Raw genomic sequence first — 19537 nt, 5'->3', positions numbered from 1 at the left:
ACACCGCGCAGGCCCCGGCGGCGAAGCCGCCGCGGCCGGTCACGGAGTTGGTCCGGGCACGGCCGCGGAAGGACGTCTGGCCAGCGACCGGGCAGAGCCGCGAAGAGGTCTGGGTGAACCGCCCCGGGTTCGGTAGAGATCTCAGATTGTGGTGATGACCTGGGATTTCGTGAGTTCGGTGTAGTAGTTGGCTTCGTATTCGACGGGCGGAACGTGGCCTATCTCACCGTGGAGTCTTCGGTGGTTGTACCAGTCGACCCACTCGGCGGTGGCCAACTCCACCTGGGAGAGCGTCTTCCAGGGCCGCTGGGGCTTAATCAACTCGGTTTTGAACAGGCCGATCGTGGACTCCATCAGGGCGTTGTCGTACGCGTCACCGACGGATCCGATGCTCGCCGCGATGCCGGCGGCGTCCAGGTGCTCGGCGAGCTTGAACGATGTGTATTGCGACCCGGCGTCCGAGTGATGGATCAACTCGCCTGGCTGAACAGACTGTTGGTCGCGGTCGCGTTGCCAGACGGCCATCTCCAGGGCGTCCAGGACGAAGACGGTCTCCTTCACGGTGGCGGCCGACCAGCCGACGATCCGGCGGGAGAAGGTGTCCACGACGAACGCGACGTAGACGGTTCCGGACCAGGTCTTCACATGGGTGAAGTCCGCCACCCAGCACCGGTTCGGAGCGACGGCGACGAAGTCGCGGTCGACCAGGTCGGGGGCCCGCTCGACCTGCCCGCCGGGGATCGTGGTGATGACGCGCTTGCCGCGCACCGCGCCCTGGACACCCATCTCGCGCATCAGGCGCTCGACGGTGCAGCGGGCCACCGCATGTCCCTGCCGGTTCAGCTCGCGCCAGATCTTCCGGGCGCCGTAGACGCGGTAGTTGGACGTGTAGACCTCCTGGATCCGCTCCTTGAGCTCCGCATCGCGCAGGGAACGGGCGGAGGGGGTTTCGAGGCGTTTCTTGTGGGCGTAGTAGGTGGAAGGGGCGATCTTGCAGTCGTGTGCGGTGAGCGTCCTGCAGATCGGCTCGACGCCGCCGAAGCGGTCCCGGTGCTCGTCGATGAAGGCTACGAGCGCGTGTGTGGCCGGTCGAGCTCGGCCGCGAAGAAACTCGCCGCGGCCTTCAGGATCTCGTTGGCCCGCTTGAGTTCGGCGTTCTCCTTCTTGAGCGCCTTGAGCTGGGCGGACTCCTCCGTCGTCGTCCCCGGCCGCGTCCCCGCGTCGACCTCATGCTGCTTCAGCCAGTTCCGCAGTGTCTCGCGGGAGCCGATGCCGAGCTTGTCCGCGACCGCCTGCAGGGCCGCTGTCTCGTTCGGGTAGTCGCCGCGCACTTCGGCGACCATGCGCACCGCACGACGGCGGAGCTCAAGCGGGTAACGGGAGGGTCGTGCCATGACTCAATCCTTACATGGAATCGAGCCTCCACCTGACCCGGGGCGGTTCAGGGGCCGGCTGGCCACCGAGCCTTTCGCCCCGGCCTGCGACAACAACGGTCGCAAGTTCGGGCTTGGTCTGCTGCTGGACTGGCTGACCGATCAGTCCGGCGCGACCTGGCAGGAGCGTTGGCTGGCCAGCGGCGCCGACGACGACGGCGCCAACTGGCGGGAGATTCCACTGCGTTGGATGCGTGAGCGCGGACACGAGGTCCCCTGGCGCCAGGAGTCTTTCTTCCGGGCGGTGCACCCCGCTCTTTGCGCCGACCTCATCCGGCCCTCGCTGCCCTGGCTGATCACCTCGTCACTCCGCAGCAGCGCGCTCGTCGGCATGCTCGCCCAGCACCGCGACCCGACCGGCTTCGCCCGGCTACGAGAGCGCTGCGCTACGGATCCGAGCGTCAACACGGCCGCGGCGACCCGCACCGCATATCGCGCTGCCCAGATCCTCGTCGCCAAGGGCGGCATCATCGCCGACATCGTCCCGGGCGACGTCCTGGAGCTGCTGGACATCGAGGCCGATCTGCGCGGCACCTCCGTCGGAGCCACCCACCTGTTCTATCGGGTCCTGCACGACCTGGATGTCTTCGACGATCAGGCCCCGGCGACGCTGCGCGAACTACGTACGGGCGGACAGCGCACGCCCGAGGAGCTGATCGACCGCTAGGGCATTGCCTGCCGCCCCGTCCGCGACCTTCTCGTCGACTACCTGCGAGAACGCCAGCCGGCACTGGACTACAACAGCTTGGATGCGCTGTCCTACTACCTGGCTAAGCTGTTCTGGTCCGACCTGGAACGGCACCACCCAGGCATCGACAGCCTGCACCTGCCGAGCGATGTCGCCGATGCCTGGAAGCAGCGGCTTCGCACCACCACCAAGACCGTCCGCACCCCGGACGGCCGCCGGGTCACCACCGAAGCACCTCGGATCAACTACCGCGAGTGCCTCACCCCGGTGCGAGCCTTCTACCTGGACCTGGCGCACTGGGCCGTCGAAGATCCCGCGCGCTGGGCCGACTGGGTTGCCCCCTGCCCGATCGGCAGCGAGGAGATCAACCGCAAGAAGGACAAGCGGCGCCGCAAATCACGGATGGACGCCCGCACCCGCGAGCGTCTGCCAGTACTGCCGGTCCTGGTCCGCAGTGTCGACCGGCGGCGCAAGGACGCCGCCACCGTGCTGGCCGCCGCCCAGGAGGCGGCACCGGGCGAGACGTTCACCGCCGCCGGGCAGACATTGGTACGCGTCGCCCCGCGGCGGTCGGCAGCGGCCAAAGTGCTGGCCGAGGACCCCGTCACCGGGCACCGCCGCGATCTCGGACGCGAGGAGGACCACGCCTTCTGGGCCTTCGCCATCGTCGAGGTTCTGCGGGCCACCGGCATCCGGGTCGAGGAACTCACCGAGCTCTCCCACCACAGCCTGATCCAATACCGGCTGCCCACCACCGGCGAGCTCATCCCGTTGCTGCAGATCGTTCCGTCGAAGACCGACACGGAACGGCTCCTGGTCGTCAGCCCCGAGCTCGCCGAGGTCCTCTCCACGATCATCCGCCGGGTCCGCGACAAGAACGGCCGAGTTCCCCTGGTCCCTGCCTACGACCACTACGAGCGCACCTGGCTGCCGCCTGCACCACTGCTGTTTCAGCGACACCGCGGCTACGAGAACCGGGCGATCAGCTCGGGCGCCATCCGGAAGATGCTCACCACTGCGCTCGCGCACACCGGGCTGACGGACTCCGTCACCGGCGGCCCGTTGCACTTCACGCCGCACGACTTCCGCCGGCTGTTCATCACTGACGCGGTCCTCGGCGGCCTGCCCCCGCACATTGCTCAGGTCATCGCCGGACATCAGGACATCAACGTCACTCTCGGCTACAAGGCGGTCTATCCCGACGAGGCCGTCCAAGCCCACCTGGCCTTCCTGGCCCGCCGACGAGCTATGCGGCCAACCGATGAATATCGCGTCCCCACCGACGAGGAGTGGACCGAGTTCCTCGGCCACTTCGAACGGCGCAAGGTCTCCATCGGCACCTGCGGCCGCTCCTTCAGCACCCCCTGCATCCACGAACACGCCTGCGTCCGCTGCCCGATGCTCTGGCCCGACCCCGCCCAGCGCGACCGGCTGGTCGAGATCCGCGACAACCTCATCGCCCGCATCGCCGAAGCCGACCGCGAAGGCTGGCTCGGCGAGGTCGAGGGACTGCGGGTCAGCCTCGCCGGGGCAGAAGACAAACTTGCCCAGATCGACCGCCGCCGCGACAACCGCACCGTCGTCGACCTGGGCATTCCTGCCCCGGCCAAAGCACCCGCAGAGCCACCAACCGACTCATGGACACCGTGTTGATCGAGTTCAGAGAATGGCAGTTCGGCCGGGATCGGCGGCTTCGCGACCTGCACGAGGCATCGCTGCCCGAGTCCACCGGACAAGGCCGTCAAGGAACTCCAACACGATCCTTTGGCGCCGAGACGGAAGAAAAGGCCACGTCAACCATGCAGGCGCGGACAGTAATACGACTGCCAGGAGAGGGAGCAGGAACAACACAACGAGAAACGGGCGCAGCAGCCACACGGGCATGCGTCAACCTCCAGGCTCATCCCCCGAGAGGGAACTGTGCTGGATGGCGACGCAAACTGGGCATCCCAAGCGCACGAGCGCATGGAATCTCCGGCCAGAGCCGACATCCAGAGACTGCCCGGACCATACCCTCAACATCGGCCCCATAAGCGCAAGTTCAGAGAATACGGCGTCGGCGTCGACATCTGCCCGCCGCGCCGCGGCAACCGCAAGGGGGTCGTGGAGAAGATGAACCACGCTGCCGCTCAGCGGTGGTGGCGCACGGTCCCCGATCACCTCACCGTCGAGCAGGCCCAGTCCGGCGTCGACAAGCTCGCTGTGAGGGTGGACGAGCGCCGCCGCACCGTCGGTGGGGCCCGGACGACGGTGGGTGAACTGGCCGCGGCTGAGCGGCTGCTGGAGGTTCCTTCCGTACCGTTCCCGGCCGAGTTGACGGTCGAGCGGACCGTGAGTGCGCAGGGCCTGGTCCAGTTTGAGGGCAACTTCTACTCCGTCCCGCCCGGCCTGCCCGGCGCAAGACTCCTTGTCGTCCACCGCCTGGGCGAGGAGGTGGTCAGCATCGCCACCGGAGGAGCCGCACCCAACAGGAGCGGTGCGGCGTGGGGGTGGGATGAGCGGCTCGTGCCATACAGAGCATGACTGGCGGCCCAGCGGGTTCTGCATCGTGCCCGGCATGAGGGTACTTCATCAATCCCTGTCTGCGAGGAGACAGCATGTGACCTTCAATCCGCTGGAACAGCGTGGCATCCCGCTGGAGCGTCAGGTCCGCAACTGGCGTGAGCTGAACGTGCAGCCGATCGACCCGGACCACTGCGCCCCGTACGCCCGGTGCCGGATCATCACCATGAACGGCATCGAGATCGAGGCGATCCTCTTCAGCCACCACCTCGCCCGCCACACGGCCGATCCCGAGATCAAGCGGCAGCTGGCCCGGACGAGATACATCGAGGCACAGCAGCAGAAAGCCGTGAACTGGCTGCTACCGGGGGTGTCGTCGGTGCTGGAGACCACGACCGCCTACGAGCAGGTGGCGGTGGACCTGACCGCGTGGATCGCGCGGATGGAGCCGGACCCGTACCTGAAGCAGGCCTACGAGTTCGGCGTGCTGGAGGACTTCGACCACCTGTACCGGTACGCCAACCTGTACGAGATGATCGAGCACCGCAAGGCCGAGTCGATCGTCGACAACCTCACCGAGGTCATGCCGGGCCGACCGACCAGATTCCACCACCGCGACCCGTACGACAACGTCCGCGACCCCTACGACAGGAACACGGCGAACCCGCTGTCGAAGCTGCACGCACTGACCGTCATGTCCGCGGAGCAGCAGACGATGAACTTCTGCCTGAACACCGGCCCCACCTACATGGAACCGATCGCCCGCCAGCTGTACCAGCAGATCGGGCTGATCGAGGAGGAGCACGTCACCCACTACGAGTCGCTCGTGGACCCGGGCGAGACCTGGTGGGAGCAGCTGGTCAACCACGAGTACAACGAGTGCTACCTGTACTACTCGTTCATGGAGCAGGAGAGCGACCCGAAGGTCAAGGCGATCTGGGAGCTGCACCTGAACATGGAGCTGGAGCACCTGCACACCGCCTGCGACCTGATGCGCCGCCACGACGGCCGCGAGCCGCAGGAGATCCTGGCACCCGAGCTGCCGAACGTACTCACCTTCGAGCCGAACAAGGCCTACCTGCGCGAACTGCTGGCCACCCAGATCGACCTGACCACGCTGGGCGCCGGCTACGTGCGGGAGGCGCACGAACGGTTCGAGAAAATGCAGGAGCAGATCCACGGCGGCGAACAACCGCCGAACGAGCGGGTCATGGCCGAGCACGACGACATGTTCGGCCGCGAGTACCGCGTCGAGTCCGAGGGCGAGCACCCCAGCCCGGCCATGCGCGAGAAGTGAGGCGGTCGCCCATGTCCGAGCTGCACATCCCCCAGGCCGGCGACGACCAGGCCCAGGACACCGACGTCGTCTCCCTGCTGATGCGTCAGCACGGAGACATCCGCACCCTCTTCGACGAGGTCGAGCAGAACACGGGCGAGGAACGCCGCGACGCCTTCCGCCGCCTGGTACGCCTCCTCGCGGTGCACGAGACAGCGGAGGAGGAGGTGATCCACCCCTACGCGCGCCGCAACATGCCGGGCGGTGAGCAGGTCGTGGACGACCGGCTGGCCGAGGAGCGCGAGGCGAAGGAGACACTCGCCGCCCTCGACGACATGGACACCGACGACCCCGAGTTCATGCCCCGGCTCCTGGCCCTGCGCACCGGTGTCCAAGAGCACGCGCGGGCCGAAGAACGGTACGAGTTCATCCACATCCGGCGCACCGCCGCCACCGCGGCCCTCGCCTCCATGGCCAAGGCCATCAAGGCCGCCGAGGCCATGGCACCCACCCGCCCCCACCCGGGTGTCGAATCAGCCGCGGCCAATGTAGCGCTCGGACCGCTCGCCGCAGTCATGGACCGCACCCGGGACGCCGTGCGCAAGGCCATGGGCAAGGACTGAACCTCACGACCTGGGTTTCCGAGGCCTGCCTTCAGGAGCAGACACGGGCTTTGCTCCGTGCTCTGAAGGCAGGCCCGTGCTGCACGAAGGTGCACACAGATTGCGGATCGCGTCTCCTGCGCCGCGACCCCGTCAGGTGGTGGGCTTGACGAAGTCGCCGTTGATTGCGGCCTTGCGGTTTCCGAGGGGCTGGAAGTTGACCGCGGTGGTGATGCCCAGGGCCGGGGGCAGGATGTGCCGACGGTCGGTGACGGTGTCCCGGCGGGGGGAATGGAGACTGGTGCTGAGGGCAGATCAGGTGGAGAGGCGAGGCGGTTCTTCGTCGGCGCAGCCACCGGCTCCGAGGGTCCGCCGCGGGGCCGGGGGCGTCGCCGGGTGGGCTCCGAGCACTCCACGGGCCCGCAACTCGTCAAGGTCGGGGAGGCGGACCCCGGGGAGTTCGTCGAGAAGGTCGGCCTGGGCGGCGCGGAGGCTGTGCGCGGGGGCCTCGGGGCCGGCGCCAAGGGTGCGGCGGACGGTCACGTCGATCATCGTACAGGCGGCGGGCCTGCATAAGGAGGCCCGCACCCAACGGGGGGCTACCGGCCACGGTCCACGGCCGGCTGCTGAAACCGTCTCTCGGGAGAGGCGCAGCCTGCCCGGGGTGACCGCAGGTCCATCGCGAAGCCACGCGTGAAAGCGCCCTGGTCCGGCCGCAGGGCTCCGGCGCGCTTTGCGGTGGCAGGTCCGCGCCGTGTGCCGAGGGCGCTTACCTGTCAGGTCATCGACCCCAGCAGGCCCGCATGCCATGGTCGTCGGTGTACGGAGCCCGATCGATCGGAAGGACGCCATGCCCGCCTACGCCATAGCACACTTGCAGGAGGCCGCTCCGCACCCGGAGATCGCTGAGTACATCGAGCGCATCACTGCCACCTTCGAGCCGTATGGTGGCCGTTTCCTCGTGCACGCCACGCAGCACGAGGTGAAGGAGGGCAGCTGGCCCGGGCATGTCGTGGTGATCTCCTTCCCCGGCATCGCCGAGGCGCGGGCCTGGTGGGACTCGCCCGCATACCAGGAGATCGCACCGCTGCGCTCGCGGCACATCGAGGGCGACATCATCCTGGTCTCGGGCGTCCCCGAGGACTACAACCCGGCCGCCACCGCAAAGGCGATGCGGGAGGCCCTGCCTGCCGAGTAGCTCTCGGGCTCGGGCCGGGCCCCAGCAGAGAATCCGGCCCATCGCTCAAGGGGCCAGAGGAGGTGCGGTCAGCACGTCATGGCACACACGGTGACAACCCGGCTGCAAGCGCGCAGCTAGTGCTGTGACCGCATAGGTTCGCCGGGTTCAGGCTGCGGTTGCGAGGGGGCGTCCGCCCCAGCGGATGCCTTTCTCGCTTCGGATGCGGGCACGTTCCTTGCGTTCGGCGGCCAGGACGTCGCGGTGGCGGGCGTTGGCGTGTTGCGCCACCGCAGGTAGGTGTGCAGGGCCCGGGTCTGCACGGTGTGGTTGGGGCGGTGGGAGTTGGCGATGGTGAACTGCCGCAGCGGGCCGAAGTGGGCCTCGATGGGGTTCGCCCAGGAGGCGTAGGTCGGGGTGAAGCACAGCTCGACCTTGTTCTTCTTCGCCCAGCGGCGGATGTCGGTGCCCTTGTGGGCGGACAGGTTGTCCAGGATCACGTAGATGGGGGCGCCGTCGGGCCGGGCGGCGCGGATCGACTTCAGCGCGGCCAGCGTGTTTGGGATTGTGCTGGTCAGGCATGGTGCCGGGGTGGGTGAGGCAGGTCCGGTGCGTCTGTGGTGGTGGCGTGCTGGAGGTGCGTGATGGCGTCGGTGCTGGGGCGGCTGGAGGAGCGGGAGCGTGCGGCTCGGAAGCGGGTGGAGGAGTTGCAGGCCGAACTGGAGGCCGCGCAGTCGGAATGGGACGAGTGGCTGATCGCCCGCAGGCGGGTCAACGAGGTGTGGGGCGGGGGCGAAACCGCAGGCCGAGACGGTGAGGCGGCCAGGGCGCCGGGCGGGAACGAGGCCACGGCGCCGTCGGCGGCGAGGTGTGAGTCGGTGGTTCCGCCCTGGCGGGAGGGGCTGTCGGCCGAGGTGCTGGCGCCGGAGTATCAGCAGGTCATGGGCCTGCTGGCCGAACGCTGCGCCACCGGCGCAGGGCCACTGAACTGCCGTGAGATCACTTGCCTGTTGGGGCTGTAAGTGGTTCCGGCGAAGACCGAGGGCGTGCGGGTGAAGCTCAAGCGGCTCGCTGCGCGGGGATGGGCGCACGAGCCGGTGCCGGGCCGGTTCGCCTGCCACGACGGCACAGACGGCGGGTCATGACCATGGTCATCGACCGCAGGATCATCGCCTCCGAACTCGCCGGCAGTCGCTCGTAGTCGCGGGCCGGGCCTCGGGAGCGGATGAGCCAGGCGAAGGCCCGCGCGGCGATCCACCGTTTGGGCAGTACGACGAAGCCTTTGTGGTCGTCGCTGCGGCGGATGACGGTCAGCATCAGGTTCAGGACGGTCGCGCACCAGCCCACCAGCATGCCGGTGTATCCGCTGTCCGCCCACACGCGGCGGAGCCGGTGATGCCGCCTTGTGGCCTGGGAAAGGAGGTCGGCACTTCCCCCTGGTAGGTGGACATCCTGGACACTGGACTGTGAGGTCCAGAGGAAGAGATGTTCCCGATGGTGATGAAGGTGTACCCGGCGGAGTTCAAGGCGGACGCCGTCGCGCTGTACCTGTCGGATCCGGGCCACACGCTGGAGGGCGTGAGCAAGGACCTCGGTATCAGCAGAGAGACGCTGCGTAACTGGGTGCGGGCTGAGCGGGCCCGCCGCGGTGCCGGCGACGTGGGAGTGAAGGGCAGCACGAGGGTGAGCGAGGCCACGAAGTCACGGGAGGAGCTGGAGGCGGAGATCGCGGCCCTGCGTGCGGAGCTGAAGGCGGTACGCAAGGAGAAGGCGACGCTCGCCGAGGAGAGGGACATCCTGCGGAAGGCGACGAAGTTTTTCGCCTCCGAGATGACCTGGTGAGTCGCTGCCAGTTCATTGAGGATCACCGTGCGACCCACCCGGTCCAGCGGCTGTGCCAGGTACTCGACGTCGCCCGCTCCAGCTATTACAAGTGGCGGGCGGGCCGGGCGGCCCGCGCTGAGCGTGAGCGGGCCGACGAGGCCCTGGCCGAGAAGATCCGGTCTGTCCATGCCGAGTCGGACGGCACCTACGGCGCCCCGCGCATCACGGCCGAGTTCCGTGACACGCACGGCATGAAGATCAACGAGAAGAAGGTCGCGCGCGTGATGCGCAAGTTCCGCATCGCCGGTTTCCGCCCGCGCAGGAAGGTCCGCACCACCGTCCCGGAGCCGTCCGCCACGCCCGTGCCGGACCTGTTCAAGCGGGACTTCACCGCCCCCGCGCCGAATCTGAAGTACATGGGCGATGTGACGTATCTCCCCGTCGGCGACGGTGAGTTCCTCTACCTCGCCACCGTCATCGACTGCTTCTCCCGCCGAGTGGTCGGCTGGTCCATCGCCGACCACATGCGCACCTCTCTGGTCGCCGACGCGCTCAGGATGGCCGCCCACATCCGTGGCAGCCTGAACGGCGCCGTCTTTCACAGCGATCACGGGGCGCAGTACGCGTCACGTGAATTCGTGGGCCTGTGCGGCGAGTTGGGAGTGACACAGTCCATGGGCGCCGTCGGCACCAGCGCGGACAACGCCGCCTGCGAATCCTTCCACGCGTCCCTGAAACGGGAGACCCTCCAGGGCGCCCGCCGCTACAGCGGGTCCGACGCCTGCCGACGCACGGTCTTCCGCTGGCTGACGCGGTACAACACCTGGCGTCGCCACTCGGCGAACGGGCAGCTCAGTCCTATCGCCTACGAAGCATCACGTAGCATGACGCTTGCTGCATAACGACACGAACTGGTGTCCACCCTTCGGGGGGAAGTGCCAAGGCCGGGTAGTTAGCGCTTGGGCCGGGGGCGCAAGGCCGTGGTCCTCGTCGGGGCGGCTGCCGCGTAGCGGCCCGTTCGGACTCTTCTGATCAGTCCTCTTTCGGTCCAGCGAGCAAGTTGTCGATAGGTGGTGACGAGGGTGACGTCACCGAGGAGCTCGGCGATCTCTCTGGCCCGCCACTGCCGCTCGGGCTCTGCCTGCAGCACGGCGAGGACGCGTGTCATGCGGTGGCCGGCCTGGCCGGCGCCGACGTACTCCCGGACCATGGTGGTCGGCAGCGCGGGCGGAGAGGGCGGAGGTTGCAGGAGGGCAATCGTCACGGAGGCCACGGTCCGGCTCCCGTCGGGGCGGCCGTCCATCTTCCTTTCCGCATAGCGCGAGATGGGCGACTTCACCTTCCTGGTACTGACGCGAGGCCGACGCTCCGGCGACAGCGCCGACAGAACTCGCCGTCCGATCGCCCCGATCCCCTGCTCGACGATTCCTTCCGCACGTACCAGCAGATCGCGGGCTGTTTGGAGAGCAATCGTGAAGCCACAGCGGTCGGGGTCGGTCCCCGGCCGGGACTCCGCCGCCTCGACCATGGCCCGGCGCAACAGCTGGTAGAGGGTCAGCAGGGACCACATCTCCTGCTCGACACCGACCGGGTGTCGCACGAACGCAGGACTCGCCCCTGCAGAATGGTGTGACGCAGGGCGTAGTAGGCGCTCTCGTGCTCCCAGCGTTCGTGATAGAGGCGCACGAGACGGTCGGCGGGGTAGCGCTGGGAGTCCAGCAGGGTGGTCACCAGCCGGTAGGAGCCGTCGAAGCCGCTGCCGTCCGTGCAGGCGACGCGCACCTGGGCCTCGATGATGCGCACGGCGACACCGCCGATGACCGAGAGATACGAGGAGTCTGCGAGAGGTTGCAGGACCGGTGGGCGGCGGCGCTGGCTGATGCGGCCAACGACGCGTGCGCCGGTGGCGTGCACGGCGGCGAGGAAGTCGTTGCCGTCGAAGCCCCGGTCCCACAGCACCAGCATCTCGGGGCTCAGGTGATGCAACAGTCGGGTGGCGTAGGAGGTTTCGCCTTCTCGGGTGGGGCCGAACACTGCACCGATCACCGCGCGCGTCCCGGTCTCGACCAGCGTCATCAACTCGATCTGGGGATAACCGCCGTGCGGGCACCGCCCTAGCCAGCCTCGGTTGCGCTCGCTGTCGGGCGTCTTGATCGAGCTGCAGCCGTCGAAGGAGACCGTGCGGTAAGGACCGAAGCGCACTCCCGGCGTCCGTGGTTGAGCCAGCGCCCCAGCCACCACCTCGAAGAGGGCTTTCATCGGGGCACAGCCCACTCGGCGGCGCAGATCGCGCAGACCCTTCGCACTGGGGGCGGGCAGGACGCCGCCGGTCCCGGAGATCAGCTTGTCCCACACCAGCCGGTATCCGACCTCCGGAAACAGGCACATCGCCACCAGGAAGTACACCCCGACCCGGGACGGCAGGTCCCGCAGCCGATGCTGCACCGCGCGGGTCTCCTCCAGAACGGCATCCACCAATTCGAAGGGCAGAAACGAGGTCAGACCACCCAGATGCCCGGCAACGAACCTCCCGGCGGCCACGGTAACCGTACGGGTGATGGCCGTCACCGGGACGGGCAGGACATGATGAGACGGCAACGGAGCTCCTCGGATACAAGCTGTCTTGGTCGACTGCCTGTACCAACGAGCTCCGTTGCTCTACGCCGGGCCCGTCTTCAACGGGGTTGCATGACCTGCCCAAGCGCTAACTACCCGGCCTTGGGGGAAGTGCCATCCACCGCGACACCCTCGCCCGCACACGCGAACTGCAGGCCGACGCCACGGCAGCCGGCCGGTCCCACGCCGCCGAGGTCAACGAGCGGTTGGCGGCCGCGGTCGAGCACGTCATCACGCGCATCACCGACCAGGAGCACGACGAGCTGTCCCTGGCACCGAACGACGCCGGGGCAAGCCGCGACGGAACGGAGAGGACTGCCGATGCGGGCTGACAACTCGGCGCACCTGGCCGAAGCCGCACAACGGCGGCGTCTGGCCTGCATCGAGCGTGTCCACGCCGTCCTGGACGCCCTGGAGCGCGACGGCGGAGCGGTGACCGTCGCCGGCGTTGCCACCCGGGCAAGAGTCTCCCGGACCTTTCTCTACGACGCTGCCCAGGCGCCATTGCTCGCCAGACTGCGCGACCTCGCCGACAAGCAGCCCACCACGGGACGACCCGCCCTGCCCGACCAGCAACGGATCACCACCAAGTCACACGAGACGGTGGTGAAGGCCCTGCGGGACGCCAACCGGAAACTGAGTGAGGAGAACGAACGGCTCCGCAACGAACTCGCAGTCACGCTCGGGCAGCTCCGCGACCTTCGAAGAGGCATCACTCCGATTGCCGATCAGGTGCCCCTGAGACCCTGATCAGGGCCTAACCCAGTGCCAGCTCCCCTACCTTTTGATCCCCGCTCATCTCTCCCGTCAGCCGAAACCCGAGCCCGAGATAGAAGCCCTCGGGTCCGTCCTCACCTGGGTGCCACGTGGCGGTGAGCCGGGTGCCGCCGCGGCGGCGGATTTCAACGGCTACGGACTCGACCGCGAAACGGCCGTAGCCGCGGCCTTGCTCACCCGCCGCGATGTTGAGGCGCCAGAGGCCCGAGCGGATGTCGGTGTTCTTGCCGTCACCTGCGAAGTCGATGTCGAAGAAGGCCATGAGGAAGCCCACAGGCCGGTCGCCGTCGAAGATGAGACGAGGCCAAGCTATGCCGGGGTACACGTACGCCTCAGCAAGCGACTTCACGACCGGCGCAACCAGATGTTCCTGGTCGGGACGCACCTTCAGGCCGATCGCTACGTCGAAGTTGTCGGCAGTGATCTTCTCCAGGCGGAGCGTAGACGTCATGCAGAAACCATAAGCCGGTGGATCAAGTGATTTTTTCGCACGTCGGAAACCAGCGCTCGCACCGTGCAGGGTCGGCTGCCTGGCTGGCAGGCGACGCTCATCGCCCTACAACAGGCTGGCCAGATCATCGGTTTGAACTGCCAGTATGAAGTCCCGTTGCTGACACTGTCAGCCACGTACCGCTCAAGCTAACCGAGCGAGACGATCTTGATGAGTACAGATAAGAGCCTGCTCATCAGTCAGAAACTCCACCGGCACGGCGGGACCGTAACCAGCACCGACGCCCGTCCGGCGAGCTTTCCGCGAACCCCGGCGGTGCCCGCACCCGGTGTGCCGGCCGACCAAGATCAATCCCACCGGGATTTCCTGCACCTCAACTACTCACGCCCGCACCCCGAGCGTCTCCGCGCGGTATGCCCATGTGCCCCGGGGTGTGCAGACGCCTTCTGGTCGGCCTCACAGACCGCTGGGAGGCAGCCCTCGTTGCCCGTCGGCGCATGGGCGGCCACTCGTCTGTGTGACGGCTGGACGGTCTGCTGTGAGCGGGGGCCAGGGCCTGTTCGGCGGGACCCGCCGAACAGGCCCTGGCCCCGACCGGGCTCAGCGCTTGAGCAGGAAGGTGAAGTCGCCGGAGCGTTTGCCGCTCAGCCGCACGGCCGAGACGAGTGCGCCCCCCGTGATCAGCCTCTCGACCTCGGTCCGTGACAGACCAAACCCTTCGGCGATCAGCCGCACCGGCCGGACAGGAATCCGCGCCGCGAAGCGGACCGAGACATCGATCACCTCGTGGTCCAAGTGATCCGGTCTGTCCGTGTCGAGACGCCAGGCTCCGTCCCAGTCGAGGGCGATGCGGTTACGGCGCCGCACGACCGGATCCTGCAGCAACTCGGCTGCCAGACCCGGGTCGTTGTCGTGCATCCGCTCCAGCAGATCAGGCCGTACGGAGCGGACGTTCATGCGCTCCAGGACCGTGATCTTCGTGGTGTCCCCACAGTCGGAACAGAGCGCGAGGAGCCAGGCGTCGATGAGCTTGTGGTTGGCGTTGACACGGAACTTGCCGCTTGTTCGGAAACGTCCGGAAGCGCACGTGTGGCAACGGCGGAGAACGATGGGCAGGCAGGTGGGTGCGACCACCCAGTTGGTGAGCAAAGAAGTACACCGGTTTCAGTGAGAAAGTCCGCAGCAAGAAGCAGCACGGCGCGCAGTGCGCGACGCGCGACGAATCAGCGCTTGGGAGGTCTCACAGGGTGTACAAGGGCTCATCCTCGCTTCGACGACTTGGTCCGACAGCACGGTAATGACGCGCAACGGGGCCGTGCCACCGGTTTTCGGGCGTCTCGCCCAACGACTGCTGCCGCCGCCACCGCGTCAACTCGGGCTGTCCATGTATTCGTTTGTCGTAGGCGAGTCAAGCCGGATAGGAAGCCCGCATGCTAAAGGGCAGCAAGATCGGGCTGAGGGCCCGGCACGAGGACGACATCCCCACTCTGCGGACCGAGCTCTACGACGACGTGGTCAACTCCGCGCGGGCCGAGGCCGGGCCGTGGCGGCCGATCTCACCCGGTTCGAAGGACCCGCGGCTCGTGGTGGACGACACGGCGCAAGGCAGCGTCGCGTTCTCCGTGGTGGAGTTGGAAGGAGGCGCCCTGGCCGGCACCGCGACGCTGTGGGGCATCGACAACCACCACCGGTCCGCCCACATCGGACTCGGGCTGCTGTCGGCGGCACGCGGCAAGGGCTACGGCACGGACGTGGTCGCGACGCTCTGCTACTACGGTTTCGTGGTCCGCGGCCTGCAGCGGCTGCAGATTGAGACGCTGGCGGACAACCACGCCATGCTGCGCTCCGCCGAACACAACGGCTTCATCCGCGAGGGCGTACTGCGCTCCTCGGCGTGGGTGCTGGGCGAGTTCCTGGACGAGGTACTCCTTCGCAGCCCGCAGGGTCGAGCGAGACGCCTGTTCAACAACCGATCGGTTGTTGAACGGCTCCGGAAGCTGGTGCGGCGAGCCGACACGGACCGCACCAGCACGGATCATCGGCTCTGCCACCACCAGGCGGCCCACCCAAAAGTGGGAGGCGGGCGCTCGCCGGTGACGGCGGGTGCCCGCCCTTGTGTGTGGATCGTGCCGAGCGCTGTGCGGGGAAGGTGGTCAGTCGGAGGAGGGGTCCTGGTCGCAGGTGAGCGTGCGGGACTCCTTGAGCCCTGCGAGGATCCAGGCGCGGTCGTGGGCGATCCGCTTTTCGCCGGTGCTCCAGAGGTCGGGGCTGCTTGCGTGTTCCGGGATGGCGATGAGGACGCGGTCACCGGGGCGGAGGCGAGGCGAGACGTCGTGGTCCATCAGGAAGGTGATCCGGTCGGGGCCCGCCTGGGGCTTGTAGCGGTGGTTAACGGCAAGTTTGATCCGGTCCTGTGCGGTGCCGGGCTCGGGGGCGACCTGGGTGACCGTGCCCTCGGCGATCAGCCGGGCGCAGGCCACGTACCCGCCGGGGGTGAGCTTGGCGTCGGCGGTGCCACCAGCCGAACCCGTCCCAGTCCGGCCCACGGCCAGGAGCCATACCAGCCCGAACACTGCGCAGACGACAAGGGCCGCCGCAAGGCCGCCCACCGCGACGGCCCGGCCGCGACGCGCCCGCCGGGGCGGCCTCGGCCGCTGCGGGTGCCCGGCGGCTCCCCTGCCGGGGGGCTGCGCCGGCTCCTCGGCGGTGAGCGCGTCCGCGATGAAGGTGAGCTCTCGGCGGAGCGTGGCAAGGTCGGCGCGGGCCGCGCGGTACTCGGTCATGCGGTCGGCGTCACAGTACGCCGTGCGGGGCAGCGGTTCGTCCAGGATCGCGGCCAGCAGCGGGTCCACCTCGCCGTGGCCGTCGGCCCGCGTGTGTTCGGCCCTCACGTCACACCACCTCGTCCTCGTGTAGCCGTTCGCGCAGGGCGCGGACGGCGGTGTGCAGCCGGCTCTTGACCGTGCCTTCGGGGACGCCGAGCTGTTCGGCGATCACCCGGACGGGCAGGTCGGCGTAGAAGCGCAGGATGAGGACCTGGCGTTGGGCCTCGGGCAGCTCGTCCAGGCCCTGGGCGACGGCGAGGGAGAGCAGCCGGGTGTCCTCACCCGAGGGGTTTTCCCCCTGCCGCAGCGAGGCCAGCCGCTCGCCGAGGCGTTGCTGGCGGTGCTTGGCGCGGTGCCAGTCCATGGCGAGGTTGGAGGCGACGACCGCAGCCCACGCGGAGACGTCGCGCGGCGCCTCCTGGCCGCTCGCGGCCCGCTCCAGCAGCCGCAGGCGGACCTGCTGTACTCCGTCCGGCAGGTCCGCCTGCGGCACTCCACCGAGTGCGAGCACCGCCCGCACCCGGCGTTCCTGGGCCGCGTCCAGCGGATCGCCCACGCCGTGGTCCGGTCCCCGGCCGCGGCTCGTCCTTCTGCGCAGCAACACGCCCTCCCTTCCCGCCCCTGCCCCACGTCTTGCCCTACGACGCGCCAGCCGCGCGGAACGTTCGACGCGGGCGCGTACTCCACCCCGAAGACGGCCGCACTGTACGGCCAGGCCCTCGAGTCGGTGTGCGCTCTCGTCCAGGCGTGCGCCGACCGGGAGGGAACGCTGGACCGCCACAGCGGTGAATCGTGCCCCACTTGGGCCGCTTGGGTTCTCAAGCGCCCCGAAGTGGGTCACGATTCAGCCGACAGACGCCGGCAGGGCAGGCCGTGTCGGCGTCCGGCGCGTCACCTGCCGGAGCTGAGCCAGCGGTGCAGGGCTTCGTGCACGCTGTCGGGCAGTGCGCTGAGTGCTTCGATCGCCTCCCGGTCTCCTGGGCAGGGGGCGGTCCCAGCCGCGGTCAGCGCCGCGTACAGGTCCAGGCGGCGCAGGTCGCGCGGATCGATGCGGCAGGCAATGCGGTTGGCGGGATGGGGCGGCGGTAGCAGGGAGTCACACGCCGGGGCTCGGTCCCACGCTTGATCGGCTGCTGCGGTGAAGGTCTGCATGATCGTGCTCCGTTCTGTGTGTGGGTCCTTTTCACGAATCGCGCCGCCCCGCGCCTGGCATGTCCTGCGTGCTTGGCTCTCTACGGGGTGTGGCCTTCTGGCGCGGCGGGCGGATCGATTCGCCGGTTGACGGCAGCCGCCTCTTGGGCCCGTTGCAGTGATCGGCACCAGGGGCGGTCCGCTCCCGCGGGTCCCCGCGTCGGTCGCTGTCCAGGCAGCGGGCGGCCACCGGCTCGGCGCCGGATACGAACTCCTCCCGCTTGACCGGGTCATTGCGCATGCCGGGCCAACCCCATACAGGCGAACTGCGTTGCGGGTCGCCATCACTCGCGGACCAGGCCGTAACCGCCAAGGCACTTTGTCCCCGAAGGGGAGCAGATGCGTCTTTCCGGCCTGTCGGTGACCGGTACGCATCGCATCCGTGCTAGGGCACCCGGCGGCGCGCTCGTCGCAGCGGGTACTCATCGTGCGCTGCCGCTTGCTGGGCCGTGTGGTCCCAGAGGCGTCCGCCCGTGCGGGCCCTTCGCCTCGTCAGTCACCGTCGCCAGATCCCGGTGGTCGGCGTCGTGACGACGGGTTGATGGTCCCGGATCCCATACCCTGCCGGCGCCTCCACCGCGCTGGCTGCTGAGTCGACGGCACGACAACGAATATTCCTTGACGGTTATATTCTCCATGAGGCATGCTCGTTGCATGGAGACCGCAGTGTGGACCGCGCTGGCCGATCCGAACCGGCGCGTGATCCTCCACCTGCTGCTGGACGGCCCACGCCCGGTCAGCGAGTTGGTGGAGGGGTGCGGCCTGAGCCAGCCGAGCACGTCGAAGCATCTGCGGGTGCTGCGCGAGGCTGGCCTGGTCCGCGTTGAGGTGGACGCACAGCGCAGGCTGTATGCCCTCCAACTCGGCCGGATGGCCGAGTTGGACGCCTGGCTGGCGCCCTATCGGCGGTTGTGGAACAGCAGCCTTGACGCGCTGGGCCGCCGCCTTGACGCCCGCAGCGCAGAGCAGCGCAATGACCAACCCGGCAGCACAGCGCCGGACTAAAGAGCAACTGAAAGGCTTGATCAACCGTGACCACCACGAACCCCGGCACCTACCTCAAACTCGACGACGGCCGCTCCGCCGTCCGCTTCGAGCGGGTCTACGACCACCCGATCGCCAGGGTCTGGGCCCTGGTCACCGAGCCGGCCGAGCTGGCCCACTGGTTTCCCTCTCCCAAGATCACCCTCGACCTCACTCCGGGCGGAATCGTCACCTTCGCCGGCGATCCGCACATGCCGGACTCCACCGGACGGGTCATCGCCGTCGACCCGCCCCGCCGACTGGCCTTCACCTGGGGCGGGGACGAGCTGCACTTCGACCTCGAGCCACTCGCCGACGACCGGACACGGTTCACCCTCACCAACGTCCTGGAAGCCCGCAACGCCGCGGCCCGCAACGCCGCCGGCTGGGATATCTGCCTCTCCGCCCTGGACGCCCGCGCCGAGAGCCGACCGACCGAGGGCCCGCACGGTGCCCCTGCGATCCCGTGGGACAGGCTCTACGACGAGTACGTAGCCGCGGGACTCCCCGCCGGCGCGGCCATCCCCGAACCCGTTGCCGAAGGCGCCGAAGCGGCCGAGGCTGCGCGGGATCTCTACACCAAGCTGATCACCGCCTGGAATGACCGTGACGCCCATGGCTATGCAGCGCTCTTCGCAGCCGACGCCACGGCGATCGGATTCGACGGCAGTCAGATGACCGGTCCGCAGATCGAGGACCAGCTTACGCAGATCTTCGAAGACCACCCGACCGCGGCATTTGTCTGCAAGGTGCAGGAGGTACGGACACTCAGCGGAGGAGCCGGCGCGGTGCTGCGTGCCCTCGTCGGCATGGTCCCGCCCGGTCAGACTGAGCTGAATCCGGCCCGCAATGCGGTCCAGTGCCTCGTTGTGGAGAAGCGGTCGGGGACGTGGCGGGTGGCCCTGCTCCAGAACACCCCAGCGCAGTACCACGGCCGTCCGGAACTGTCCGAACAGCACACGGCAGAAGTCGCCCACGCACTCCGCCAGGGGCTCGGCCGGAGGATCTCATAGGCGGGCCGCCTGCTCGGGGCTGTGCGTGTATCGAGTCGTGATCAACGGGTGGTACGGGTCAGGTCTTTCAGCCAGATCATCGAGGCGCGCAGGTGGAGGCCGGCGAGGTAGCTGCCTGGGGTTTTGTCGTAGCGGGTGT

At 68.4% G+C, this 19537-nt stretch carries 21 protein-coding genes and 3 pseudogenes; 12 read left to right on the top strand and 12 right to left on the bottom strand.

Annotation, left to right across the window (positions count from 1 at the left end):
• Nucleotides 1-141 precede the first annotated feature (141 nt).
• A protein-coding gene (locus tag ACX25U_RS40645) for an IS3 family transposase (protein ID WP_454387486.1) occupies nt 142-1394 on the bottom strand; the annotation gives its coding sequence in 2 pieces (ribosomal slippage) (nt 142-1112 and nt 1112-1394; 1254 coding nt in all).
• On the opposite strand from ACX25U_RS40645, the gene ACX25U_RS40640 reads away from it, so the two are divergent.
• The 5 genes from ACX25U_RS40640 (at nt 1393) to ACX25U_RS40620 (ending at nt 6522) form a co-directional block, all read left to right on the top strand.
• Nucleotides 1393-2100 (top strand): hypothetical protein, encoded by a 708-nt coding sequence (locus ACX25U_RS40640; protein WP_454387599.1) that lies wholly within the window; start codon nt 1393-1395, stop codon nt 2098-2100. The two genes, ACX25U_RS40645 and ACX25U_RS40640, sit on opposite strands and share 2 nt — an antisense overlap.
• Nucleotides 2101-2178: 78 nt before the next feature.
• Nucleotides 2179-3774 (top strand): tyrosine-type recombinase/integrase, encoded by a 1596-nt coding sequence (locus ACX25U_RS40635; RefSeq protein ID WP_454387597.1) that lies wholly within the window; start codon nt 2179-2181, stop codon nt 3772-3774.
• 459 nt (nt 3775-4233) lie between these two features.
• Nucleotides 4234-4644, top strand: a complete 411-nt coding sequence (locus tag ACX25U_RS40630; RefSeq protein ID WP_454394728.1) for a Mu transposase domain-containing protein — start codon at nt 4234-4236, stop codon at nt 4642-4644.
• A gap of 76 nt (nt 4645-4720) precedes the next feature.
• The gene (locus ACX25U_RS40625; RefSeq protein WP_454387595.1) at nt 4721-5920 is read left to right on the top strand and encodes a hypothetical protein; all 1200 of its coding nucleotides are present in this window, start codon (nt 4721-4723) and stop codon (nt 5918-5920) included.
• Between the two features lie 11 nt (nt 5921-5931).
• Complete coding sequence (locus ACX25U_RS40620) at nt 5932-6522, top strand: hemerythrin domain-containing protein (RefSeq protein ID WP_454387593.1); 591 nt, start codon at nt 5932-5934, stop codon at nt 6520-6522.
• 132 nt (nt 6523-6654) lie between these two features.
• Here the strand turns inward: ACX25U_RS40620 and ACX25U_RS40615 are convergent.
• Together ACX25U_RS40615 and ACX25U_RS40610 are read right to left on the bottom strand one after the other, a co-directional pair.
• Nucleotides 6655-6786: pseudogene (locus tag ACX25U_RS40615) on the bottom strand (DUF1259 domain-containing protein); the annotation flags it as partial.
• Nucleotides 6787-6816: 30 nt separating this feature from the next.
• Entirely contained in the window at nt 6817-7044 is a 228-nt protein-coding gene (locus ACX25U_RS40610) for a hypothetical protein (RefSeq protein ID WP_454387591.1), read from the bottom strand.
• A 307-nt stretch (nt 7045-7351) separates the two neighbouring features.
• Between ACX25U_RS40610 and ACX25U_RS40605 the strand changes: the two genes are divergently transcribed.
• Entirely contained in the window at nt 7352-7699 is a 348-nt protein-coding gene (locus ACX25U_RS40605) for a DUF1330 domain-containing protein (RefSeq protein WP_454387589.1), read from the top strand.
• 147 nt (nt 7700-7846) lie between these two features.
• On the opposite strand, the pseudogene ACX25U_RS40600 reads toward ACX25U_RS40605, so the two are convergent.
• A pseudogene (locus ACX25U_RS40600) lies at nt 7847-8238 on the bottom strand (transposase); the annotation flags it as partial.
• 84 nt (nt 8239-8322) lie between these two features.
• On the opposite strand from ACX25U_RS40600, the gene ACX25U_RS40595 reads away from it, so the two are divergent.
• On the top strand, nt 8323-8700 hold the full coding sequence (locus ACX25U_RS40595) for a hypothetical protein (RefSeq protein ID WP_454394865.1): 378 nt from the start codon (nt 8323-8325) through the stop codon (nt 8698-8700).
• 37 nt (nt 8701-8737) lie between these two features.
• Here ACX25U_RS40595 and ACX25U_RS40590 read toward each other — a convergent pair whose 3' ends face one another.
• On the bottom strand, nt 8738-9244 hold the full coding sequence (locus tag ACX25U_RS40590) for a transposase (protein ID WP_454387587.1): 507 nt from the start codon (nt 9242-9244) through the stop codon (nt 8738-8740).
• Between ACX25U_RS40590 and ACX25U_RS40585 the strand changes: the two genes are divergently transcribed.
• Nucleotides 9173-10404 (top strand): IS3 family transposase gene (locus ACX25U_RS40585; protein ID WP_454387585.1). Its coding sequence is split into 2 segments (ribosomal slippage): nt 9173-9503 and nt 9503-10404, totalling 1233 coding nucleotides; the frame shifts between segments, so codons are not numbered across the junction. The two genes, ACX25U_RS40590 and ACX25U_RS40585, sit on opposite strands and share 72 nt — an antisense overlap.
• Before the next feature lie 50 nt (nt 10405-10454).
• Here the strand turns inward: ACX25U_RS40585 and ACX25U_RS40580 are convergent.
• Together ACX25U_RS40580 and ACX25U_RS40575 are read right to left on the bottom strand one after the other, a co-directional pair.
• Entirely contained in the window at nt 10455-11102 is a 648-nt protein-coding gene (locus ACX25U_RS40580; RefSeq protein WP_454387583.1) for a hypothetical protein, read from the bottom strand.
• The gene (locus tag ACX25U_RS40575; protein WP_454387581.1) at nt 11057-12100 is read right to left on the bottom strand and encodes an IS4 family transposase; all 1044 of its coding nucleotides are present in this window, start codon (nt 12098-12100) and stop codon (nt 11057-11059) included. The genes ACX25U_RS40580 and ACX25U_RS40575 overlap by 46 nt, the downstream gene beginning before the upstream one ends.
• A 339-nt stretch (nt 12101-12439) precedes the next feature.
• Here ACX25U_RS40575 and ACX25U_RS40570 point away from each other — a divergent pair, with 339 nt between their 5' ends.
• Nucleotides 12440-12868, top strand: a complete 429-nt coding sequence (locus ACX25U_RS40570) for a DUF6262 family protein (RefSeq protein ID WP_454387579.1) — start codon at nt 12440-12442, stop codon at nt 12866-12868.
• A gap of 7 nt (nt 12869-12875) precedes the next feature.
• Here ACX25U_RS40570 and ACX25U_RS40565 read toward each other — a convergent pair whose 3' ends face one another.
• Both ACX25U_RS40565 and ACX25U_RS40560 read right to left on the bottom strand, forming a co-directional pair.
• Entirely contained in the window at nt 12876-13346 is a 471-nt protein-coding gene (locus ACX25U_RS40565) for a GNAT family N-acetyltransferase (RefSeq protein WP_454387577.1), read from the bottom strand.
• 600 nt (nt 13347-13946) lie between these two features.
• On the bottom strand, nt 13947-14495 hold the full coding sequence (locus ACX25U_RS40560) for a DUF1062 domain-containing protein (RefSeq protein WP_454387575.1): 549 nt from the start codon (nt 14493-14495) through the stop codon (nt 13947-13949).
• A 281-nt stretch (nt 14496-14776) separates the two neighbouring features.
• Between ACX25U_RS40560 and ACX25U_RS40555 the strand changes: the two are divergent.
• Nucleotides 14777-15277 (top strand): annotated as a pseudogene (locus ACX25U_RS40555) (GNAT family N-acetyltransferase); the annotation flags it as partial.
• A 222-nt stretch (nt 15278-15499) separates the two neighbouring features.
• Here ACX25U_RS40555 and ACX25U_RS40550 read toward each other — a convergent pair.
• The 3 genes from ACX25U_RS40550 to ACX25U_RS40540 all read right to left on the bottom strand — a co-directional run bounded on the left by ACX25U_RS40550 (nt 15500) and on the right by ACX25U_RS40540 (nt 17323).
• On the bottom strand, nt 15500-16237 hold the full coding sequence (locus ACX25U_RS40550; protein ID WP_454387573.1) for a hypothetical protein: 738 nt from the start codon (nt 16235-16237) through the stop codon (nt 15500-15502).
• A gap of 1 nt (nt 16238) precedes the next feature.
• Nucleotides 16239-16772, bottom strand: a complete 534-nt coding sequence (locus tag ACX25U_RS40545) for an RNA polymerase sigma factor (protein ID WP_454387571.1) — start codon at nt 16770-16772, stop codon at nt 16239-16241.
• A gap of 290 nt (nt 16773-17062) precedes the next feature.
• Complete coding sequence (locus ACX25U_RS40540) at nt 17063-17323, bottom strand: hypothetical protein (protein WP_454387569.1); 261 nt, start codon at nt 17321-17323, stop codon at nt 17063-17065.
• A gap of 693 nt (nt 17324-18016) precedes the next feature.
• Between ACX25U_RS40540 and ACX25U_RS40535 the strand changes: the two genes are divergently transcribed.
• Entirely contained in the window at nt 18017-18367 is a 351-nt protein-coding gene (locus ACX25U_RS40535; RefSeq protein ID WP_454387567.1) for an ArsR/SmtB family transcription factor, read from the top strand.
• 26 nt (nt 18368-18393) lie between these two features.
• A complete protein-coding gene (locus tag ACX25U_RS40530) occupies nt 18394-19398 on the top strand; it encodes an SgcJ/EcaC family oxidoreductase (RefSeq protein ID WP_454387565.1) in 1005 nt (334 codons plus the stop codon).
• Nucleotides 19399-19537: the final 139 nt, after the last annotated feature.

This window comes from Streptomyces sp. JNUCC 63, from assembly GCF_054366325.1.
The sequence above is the reverse complement of the archived record's forward strand: the minus strand, read 5'-3'. Positions and strand labels throughout refer to the sequence as shown.

What these genes read in the sequence shown, in the direction of transcription:
- ACX25U_RS40565 (WP_454387577.1), bottom strand. Translation starts at nt 13,346, where the DNA reads ATGACGTCTACGCTCCGCCTGGAGAAGATCACTGCCGACAACTTCGAC.
- ACX25U_RS40605 (WP_454387589.1), top strand. Translation starts at nt 7,352, where the DNA reads ATGCCCGCCTACGCCATAGCACACTTGCAGGAGGCCGCTCCGCACCCG.
- ACX25U_RS40620 (WP_454387593.1), top strand. Translation starts at nt 5,932, where the DNA reads ATGTCCGAGCTGCACATCCCCCAGGCCGGCGACGACCAGGCCCAGGAC.
- ACX25U_RS40535 (WP_454387567.1), top strand. Translation starts at nt 18,017, where the DNA reads ATGGAGACCGCAGTGTGGACCGCGCTGGCCGATCCGAACCGGCGCGTG.
- ACX25U_RS40630 (WP_454394728.1), top strand. Translation starts at nt 4,234, where the DNA reads ATGAACCACGCTGCCGCTCAGCGGTGGTGGCGCACGGTCCCCGATCAC.
- ACX25U_RS40570 (WP_454387579.1), top strand. Translation starts at nt 12,440, where the DNA reads ATGCGGGCTGACAACTCGGCGCACCTGGCCGAAGCCGCACAACGGCGG.
- ACX25U_RS40595 (WP_454394865.1), top strand. Translation starts at nt 8,323, where the DNA reads ATGGCGTCGGTGCTGGGGCGGCTGGAGGAGCGGGAGCGTGCGGCTCGG.
- ACX25U_RS40540 (WP_454387569.1), bottom strand. Translation starts at nt 17,323, where the DNA reads ATGCAGACCTTCACCGCAGCAGCCGATCAAGCGTGGGACCGAGCCCCG.
- ACX25U_RS40640 (WP_454387599.1), top strand. Translation starts at nt 1,393, where the DNA reads ATGACTCAATCCTTACATGGAATCGAGCCTCCACCTGACCCGGGGCGG.